This window comes from Hydrogenobaculum sp., assembly GCF_049967395.1.
GTDB lineage: Bacteria > Aquificota > Aquificia > Aquificales > Aquificaceae > Hydrogenobaculum.
Genome location: NZ_JBMFST010000059.1, coordinates 1 through 6,509 on the forward strand (window position 1 = coordinate 1; position 6,509 = coordinate 6,509).

Below are 6,509 nucleotides of genomic sequence, written 5' to 3' on the forward strand. Positions count from 1 at the left end.
GTTTGCAATGTCTTTGGATTGAAATGTCACAAAAACTTTAGCATAATCAGGTGTTAGTTCTAAAACTTTTATACTTTGAAGTTTATCATACAGCGTTGAAACATAGCCATACGCCCAAGAATCATACCGCATAGTAGCTCGGCGTTCTGGAGATAATTGTTCATAAGATACTTCAAGATTGTTTGGTATATTAGAATAGTAGTTTTCTACTACCAAATCTATAGCTGCAATTTCATTAGTTTGAGAGTATTGAGATGGTGGATATTGAGTAGAAGCTTGTGGTGTTTGAGGCGATGCATAAGTAGATTGTGAAGGTGGTTGTTGATATTGAGGTTGAGGTGGCGCTTGGGAGGGTTGAGGTTGGTTAGTAGCAACCGGTGGTTGGTTATAATTATTAACCTCATTACTTTTTGAAGATTTATTTTTTATGATAAAAACATACCCGATAGATAAAGCAACTACAGTAATTAAAACAGAAGCCATTACTATTAGTAAAGTTTTTAAATTTTCACTAGATTTATTTGTCACATTAGTATTATCAATAGATTTATTAGATATATAACTTGGTGCTTTAGGAGCTTCAACTAAATATTTAACTAATTCTGTATCCTCTAATTTCTTCCAATCCTGGAATCCATCTCTCCAAACCTTGGTTTCTCTGGTTATCTCACCATTTCTAATAAGCTCAACTATAATATCTTCAGAAACAGGGCCTATTTGTCTATCATCTTTAGCATAAAACCACATCATAACCTCCTTTTATAATTTATTAATTCTATGATATCACGTTTTGTATACAAGTTCATTACATCTTGAACACTTACCACAAAAAAATTATAACACATATTTAAAACTTTGCTCCAGAATTAGATTCTCTATTTAAAACCTTGGAAAGACCATTGATAGAACTCAGCGATGATTTGTCTGAACACATCTTTCCTTTTCATAAGGAAATTTTAACATAATCATTTCCTTTTCATAAGGAAACATGTTCATAATGTTAAAATTTATATCTATTATCATAGTATTTGGATTTTAATAATATTATCATTGTTAAGATGAGTGATTTTAAAATAAACAAAGAGCTTGATATCACCGGTGAGATTTGCCCTTTTACATTTGTGAAAAGTAAGCTGGTTTTAGAGACCATGGAAAAAGGAGAGGTATTAAGGGTAATAGTGGATTACGAACCATCGGCGGTTAGCGTACCAAAGAGTATGACAGATGAGGGTCAAGAGGTTCTTGCCACCAACAAGATAGACGATAAAAGATGGGAGATAATCGTTAGAAAAGCAAAATGAACATACTTATAGTAGTTACATCAAACCCCTTTTCAAAAGACTTTGACAGCGTATATAAACTATCAAAAGCCCTTGTGGATAAGGCTGATATTACTATATTTTTAAGTGGCAACGGTACTTACTGGCTTACCTACGATATGACAAAACAATTTTTAGATATGGGCATAAAGATAATATACTGTGCTCATTCAGCTCGCCAAAGAGGGATTGAAGAGTCAATAAAGTCTCAAAACTTTATATCAAGCTCCTCTTACGATATGTTTAGGAAAATATCAGAGTTTGACAAGGTCATAAACTTTAACTAATATGATAAGCTTTATACTTAAATCAGAACCTTTTTCTTGGAAAGCCCACGAAGGGTTGAGGCTTGCCGCTGCAAGCGGTATAACAAACGATACGAACGTAATATTCACCGGAGACGGTATATACGCCATGACAAAATGGCGTCCAGAAGCCTTAGGACTGGCCAGTTTTGAAAAGATGTTAGAACAAATGAGCATGTTGAACATAAACTTTTATGCGGAAAACTCTTGTATAGAGTCAAGGGGCTTAAAACCTTTCGAATTTATCATAGAACCTAAAATCATATCTTCCGAAGAGGTTAAAGAGATAATATCTAAGTCTAAGGCGGTGCTCATATGGTAGAAAATCCAAACACAATTTGGCTTGTAAGAAAGTTTGGAGATTTTAAAAGCAGCTTGCCTTCGGAAAACGATATTGTAGTACTTATCCAAGATGCGGTGTTAAGAGCACCAAACAAGAATTGGTATTTGTGCAAAGAAGATGTATCTGCAAGAGGTCTAAAAGTTCAAGAAGAGTTTTTGCTTAGTTGGGAAGACATATCAAAACTCATAATAAAAGCTAAAAACGTGGTGGTGTGGTAAATGTGGTATATATCAAAAATCTTTAGGTTCGAAGCTGGGCATAGAGTTTGGAAACAAAACTTATCTTGTTCAAGAGGTTCAAGCTTGGGTTCTGATTGCATAGAAAATAAGTGTGTAAACCTGCATGGTCACAGCTACGAAATAGAGGTTGTGCTTTCCTCAAACGTCCTTGATAATCAAGATATGGTTATGGATTTTCATCATCTTAAAAGCGCCCTAAACCCTCTTATAGACCAATTTGACCATAGTTTTATCATAGACAAAAACGACCCTCTGTTTGAGGCTTTTAACAAACTAAATAAAGAATATGGGTTAAAGCTTACGGTGGTAGATTTTTGCCCTACAGCAGAAGCCTTGGCAAAATATATATACGATTATGTAAAAGAGAAATTTGAAAAAGCTGGACTTCTAAATGAAGTGAACATATATAAAGTAGTTGTTTGGGAAACAAAAACCTCAAAAGCTGAATACATAGGAGAAGGACTATGAGCGTAAGGCACAAAGTAAAAGAATTTATAGACAAAAAGTATGAAGAGCTTGAGAAAATAGGCAAAAACCCTATAAAGGTGTATGCGGTGTTTAGTCCAAAAGACAACTTAGAGGATTTTGACCCAGAGCTTGCAGAAGTTATAGAGTTTGAATTAGATAAAGAAAACGAAGAGTCAAAAAAGAAGTTTTTGGATAGACTTTTAAGAGAGGTGCTTGAATCAGAAGTTAAGAATATGGTTTGGTGTGGATTTGTGGTGGATACAAAAGATGAACTTATACCAATATTAGAACATATACCTCAAGATGAGATGGTAGAGTTTATAAGCTTAAAAAAAGAAGACTAGATGCCTTCTTTGATACTTTTAGCAGCTGGACTAGGGAAAAGAGCAGGCATAAAAAAGCAGTTTATAAAGTTTAGAGATATGCCACTATACAATTTCACTCTAAGAAAAGTGGCAGACCTTTTCAACGAAATAGTTATGACAGTCCCTCAAGATGTAGAAGCTTCCATTTTATACGATGCTCATAAATTTGGAGCAAAGTTTGTATATGGGGGCGCAGAAAGACAGGATTCTGTAAGGTTTGCCTTGGAAGTTGTAAAAGAGGACATAGTAGTAATACACGATAGCGCAAGACCATTCGCCAGCCGAGAGGTGTTTAAAAAGGTTATGGAGCTTGAAAACTACGATGGGAAGATAGCAGCTGCAAAAGCAAGGGATACTATAAAAAAACTAGAAAATGGTGTTTTAAAAACTATTCAAAGAGACAACGTATGGTTAGCTCAAACGCCCCAATGTTTTAAAACAGATGTTATAAGGTATTGCCACGAAAAAGCAGTAGAAGATGGTGTAAAAGCCACTGACGATGCCTATCTTTTAGAGTATTATGGATACAGCGTGGGCATAGTAGAGTCCTCTTATTGGAATATAAAGCTTACATACCCAGAAGATATTCCATTTTTTGACAAGATATTACAAAGGTAAAGAACTCATAAAATATTTTATAAGAAAATCTTATTGACAGCATATAAAATTAATTTTATTATGTTATTGTAATATTCTTAAAAGGAGGAAGTCTATGGAACAAAAAGCACCTGATTTGGTGGTGATACTTTTAACTGGTCCAGAAAACCCAGCAAGGTTGCCATCCGCATTTTTCTTAGCTTCAACAGCCGCCGCAGAAGACATGAACGTAGTTATGTATTTTACGGGTCCTTCCACACAGCTTCTTAAAAAAGGTGTAGCTGAAAACACCTACCCAATGGAAGGCGGACAACCAATATCTTACTTTATCAACTTAGCCCGTCAAAACGGTGTGCAAATGATAGCTTGCAAACAATCCCTTGATTTAAACGGTATGAAAGAAGAAGATTTGGCCTACGACTTCCCACTACTAACGCCAACCGCAGCACTACCAAGCCTTGGAATGGCTGGCAAAGTAGTGACCTGGTAAAAAACTAGGGGGCTCTAAGCCCCCTTAAACAACATTGAACAACAGAAAACACCTAAGATTTTATACACATATAGAAACTCCTTACGGTGTTATAAAAAATATATCCTACGAAGGAGCTCTCATACAATAATCAAGTCAAGATACTCTAAAAACTATATTAGAAAATAACAACTTTTCCATAAAGATAATAGAAGAAGAGGTCAAAGCAAAGGTAGTCTTAGACAATTTAAATCAAAACAACAACTGTGTAGGGCTTTTGTTTGAGAAACCTATATCAAAAGATACATTACAAAAAGCCATAAAACTACACAAAAAACCAGAGCGCATAAGAAAAGAACCAAAGCTTAAGATAGAAACAGATGTCTTGGAAGCTTTTGAAGCTCACGATTTTATAAAGGGAGTAATGCCTATTATAATGGAGCTTACCGATGAAAACACCAACATAGATAAGATATACGCTCTTATAAAAAATATGCCGACATTAGAAGAAGATATATTAAAGATTGCAAACAACGCTTATTCAAACAAAGGAATAGATATAAAAGATATAAAATCCGCCATTATAAGGCTTGGACTATCGAGGATAAGAGATTTTACATTAAAAGCTATATCAAAAGAAGCCATCACAGAGTACAAAGACGAGTTAAAAGAACTAACAGAAATAGAGCAAATACTCATAATTCAAACAGCCATTTTTGACAACATATGCCAAATCGCTTGCACTCAAAAGAGTAGATTTTACGACCTTCTCATGCTATCTATGATAGACGGGCTTCTTATTGTTATAGATTTCCTAAACAAAAACAAATACAACGATATTAAAACCCAAATACTAAATTTAATAAAAACACCATCAAAATTATACTCTTATATATCAAGAGTGTTTGAAAAAGATATGTTTGGAAAAGATATGATAAAATTAAACAAAGAATATTTTGAAAAGGTGTTTTACGGTTTTGATGATTTTATCAAAAGTATAATTATAGGATACTCCTCTTATGCACCTTACTACAAATACAGCACCAGCAAAAAACTACAAATATCAAAACAAGCCATAAACCTCTCTTTTACAATATATCTTTCTATACTTGGTGTAAAGTTTATACTTCAAAACGATGAAAAGGCTGGGTTTGTAATGCTAAATAGGTTAAACAGATTTGGTATAGATAGCATAAAGTTTTCAGGCTTTTTGAAAAATGCTATAAACGACGCAAACCTGACAATAAGAGATTTAGGAATTTCAAAAGAAATAAGTACTTCTATACAAAAAATAAACTACACTCCAACTATAGAAGGAGAAAACGCAAAAGAGAAGGAAAAATCAGAAATACCAAAAGCACTTCAAGATTTTTACACAATATTCACACAAACGCTTGTAAAACTAAAAAGGGTCTGTGTAAGATACGAAGATAAAGCCTATACTATGTTTAAAATAGAAAACGTTATAAATTTTATTAAAGAAACCCAAAAAGGCATATTAGGGGTTATAGACTTAAATACTTTTGAAATCCCGTCTTACGAAGACATAAGCTTTTTAGATATCTTAATATTAAAAGATATAGATAGCATAGAAGATATAGGCAAGTTAAAGGCTATATTGGATAGTTTTGAGGGATATATAATAATGACCTTAAGAAACGACATAGATATAGAAAGCGTAAACTATGGGCTTTTTAACACCATTGTAGAATTTACGATAGATTTTCCATCTTACATGGAAGACGAGGAGCTTTATAATAATCTTATTAAAAGCGTAAAAAACTTGTTAAAAAAAGATTTTGGTCTAAATCAGGAAATAACCCCAGAAAATCTACGATACGATTTTAAATCAATCATAAGAAAGACAATAAACCAACTCTACGTAAGTAATATATAATATAACAAATGAAACGTAACAATGTTTTTTATATAGCTTTTGTATTGTTATTTTATGCTTTAAGTATGTATTCTTGTGCCCAAAATACCCACAATATAGAAGAGTTATCTAACAAAAACTCAGAGTATTATTACAACATAGGGATGGCTAGTTTAACCGCCGGGAACTACGCAGCTGCTATAGCAAATTTTAAAAAGGCTATACTAAAAGACCAATACAACTATAAAGCTTACGATAAGCTAGCCCTTGCTTATGCGAACGTAGGTAATTATAAAAAAGCTATAAAAAATATAGATAAAGCATTAAGCATAAAACCAGATTACTATCAAGCAATTTTAGACAAAGCTATAATATTACAAGCAGAGCACAAAACTAAAGAAGCAATAGATACTCTAAATAGATGCATAACAAACGATTATTGTAGCTTAAGACCACAAGCTTACTACCAACTGGCAAATATATACAAATCTAAAAAAGACATAAAAGATTACATAAAAAATCTAAATT

At 33.2% G+C, this 6,509-nt stretch carries 11 protein-coding genes; 10 read left to right on the forward strand and 1 reads right to left on the reverse strand.

The window, feature by feature from the left end:
• A partial coding sequence (locus ACP5S8_RS07370) for a DUF4339 domain-containing protein (RefSeq protein WP_461876321.1) occupies nucleotides 1-747 on the reverse strand: 747 nt, incomplete at its 3' end.
• A gap of 311 nt (nucleotides 748-1,058) precedes the next feature.
• Here ACP5S8_RS07370 and ACP5S8_RS07375 point away from each other — a divergent pair.
• The 10 genes from ACP5S8_RS07375 to ACP5S8_RS07420 form a co-directional block, all read left to right on the forward strand.
• Nucleotides 1,059-1,301 carry a sulfurtransferase TusA family protein gene (locus tag ACP5S8_RS07375; protein WP_461871185.1) on the forward strand — a complete coding sequence of 81 codons (243 nt, stop codon included), beginning with the start codon at nucleotides 1,059-1,061 and terminating at the stop codon, nucleotides 1,299-1,301.
• Nucleotides 1,298-1,606 (forward strand): DsrE family protein, encoded by a 309-nt coding sequence (locus tag ACP5S8_RS07380; protein WP_461871186.1) that lies wholly within the window; start codon nucleotides 1,298-1,300, stop codon nucleotides 1,604-1,606. Before ACP5S8_RS07375 ends, ACP5S8_RS07380 begins: the two co-directional genes overlap by 4 nt.
• A 1-nt stretch (nucleotide 1,607) precedes the next feature.
• A complete protein-coding gene (locus tag ACP5S8_RS07385; protein ID WP_461876322.1) occupies nucleotides 1,608-1,946 on the forward strand; it encodes a DsrE family protein in 339 nt (112 codons plus the stop codon).
• Nucleotides 1,940-2,185: a sulfurtransferase TusB gene (locus tag ACP5S8_RS07390; protein ID WP_461871188.1), complete on the forward strand. Its 246-nt coding sequence runs from the start codon at nucleotides 1,940-1,942 to the stop codon at nucleotides 2,183-2,185. Before ACP5S8_RS07385 ends, ACP5S8_RS07390 begins: the two co-directional genes overlap by 7 nt.
• The gene (locus tag ACP5S8_RS07395; RefSeq protein WP_461871189.1) at nucleotides 2,186-2,674 is read left to right on the forward strand and encodes a 6-pyruvoyl trahydropterin synthase family protein; all 489 of its coding nucleotides are present in this window, start codon (nucleotides 2,186-2,188) and stop codon (nucleotides 2,672-2,674) included.
• Complete coding sequence (locus tag ACP5S8_RS07400; RefSeq protein ID WP_461871190.1) at nucleotides 2,671-3,018, forward strand: hypothetical protein; 348 nt, start codon at nucleotides 2,671-2,673, stop codon at nucleotides 3,016-3,018. The genes ACP5S8_RS07395 and ACP5S8_RS07400 overlap by 4 nt, the downstream gene beginning before the upstream one ends.
• On the forward strand, nucleotides 3,019-3,657 hold the full coding sequence (ispD, locus tag ACP5S8_RS07405; protein ID WP_461876323.1) for a 2-C-methyl-D-erythritol 4-phosphate cytidylyltransferase: 639 nt from the start codon (nucleotides 3,019-3,021) through the stop codon (nucleotides 3,655-3,657). It begins immediately after the preceding gene.
• Between the two features lie 94 nt (nucleotides 3,658-3,751).
• Nucleotides 3,752-4,126 (forward strand): DsrE/DsrF/DrsH-like family protein, encoded by a 375-nt coding sequence (locus ACP5S8_RS07410; RefSeq protein ID WP_459894110.1) that lies wholly within the window; start codon nucleotides 3,752-3,754, stop codon nucleotides 4,124-4,126.
• Between the two features lie 256 nt (nucleotides 4,127-4,382).
• Nucleotides 4,383-6,002, forward strand: a complete 1,620-nt coding sequence (locus tag ACP5S8_RS07415; RefSeq protein WP_461876324.1) for an HDOD domain-containing protein — start codon at nucleotides 4,383-4,385, stop codon at nucleotides 6,000-6,002.
• Nucleotides 6,003-6,010: 8 nt separating this feature from the next.
• Nucleotides 6,011-6,509: tetratricopeptide repeat protein (locus ACP5S8_RS07420; protein ID WP_461876325.1), on the forward strand; the 499-nt coding region annotated here is incomplete at its 3' end.

Bases quoted from the DNA above. Each gene is read 5' to 3' on its own strand.
- ACP5S8_RS07375 (WP_461871185.1), top strand. From the start codon at position 1,059: ATGAGTGATTTTAAAATAAACAAAGAGCTTGATATCACCGGTGAGATT.
- ACP5S8_RS07380 (WP_461871186.1), top strand. From the start codon at position 1,298: ATGAACATACTTATAGTAGTTACATCAAACCCCTTTTCAAAAGACTTT.
- ACP5S8_RS07390 (WP_461871188.1), top strand. From the start codon at position 1,940: ATGGTAGAAAATCCAAACACAATTTGGCTTGTAAGAAAGTTTGGAGAT.
- ACP5S8_RS07385 (WP_461876322.1), top strand. From the start codon at position 1,608: ATGATAAGCTTTATACTTAAATCAGAACCTTTTTCTTGGAAAGCCCAC.
- ACP5S8_RS07395 (WP_461871189.1), top strand. From the start codon at position 2,186: ATGTGGTATATATCAAAAATCTTTAGGTTCGAAGCTGGGCATAGAGTT.
- ACP5S8_RS07410 (WP_459894110.1), top strand. From the start codon at position 3,752: ATGGAACAAAAAGCACCTGATTTGGTGGTGATACTTTTAACTGGTCCA.
- ispD (WP_461876323.1), top strand. From the start codon at position 3,019: ATGCCTTCTTTGATACTTTTAGCAGCTGGACTAGGGAAAAGAGCAGGC.
- ACP5S8_RS07400 (WP_461871190.1), top strand. From the start codon at position 2,671: ATGAGCGTAAGGCACAAAGTAAAAGAATTTATAGACAAAAAGTATGAA.